The sequence below is a fragment of the Paraburkholderia sp. EG304 genome (assembly GCF_046543485.1).
GTDB lineage: Bacteria > Pseudomonadota > Gammaproteobacteria > Burkholderiales > Burkholderiaceae > Paraburkholderia > Paraburkholderia youngii.
The window spans coordinates 1-251 of record NZ_JBKGUA010000504.1; the positions used below are offsets into that span (position 1 = coordinate 1).

Sequence of the window (251 nt, forward strand, 5' to 3'; positions counted from 1 at the left end):
CGCCTTTCCCGCCGAGCGGTCATCGATCATCTCGAGCAAATCGTTTCGAACCATCGCATCGAGGGGCGCCATTCCCCAATCGTCCAGTAGAAGCACGTCGACGCGGGCAACCTGCAGCAGCCATTTTTGTGAAGCCGCCGTTGCCGTGCAGATCGCGAAGCTCCTCGCCAAGTCGCGGCACGCGCAGATACAAGGCTGAATGCCCGCGCCGGCAAGCGTATTGGGCCAGGGCACAAGCGAGCCACGATTTC

General features: G+C 61.8%; 1 pseudogene. It reads right to left on the minus strand.

From position 1 onward, the window contains the following. Positions 1–251, minus strand: a pseudogene (locus ACLFKU_RS44925) (ATP-binding protein); the annotation flags it as partial.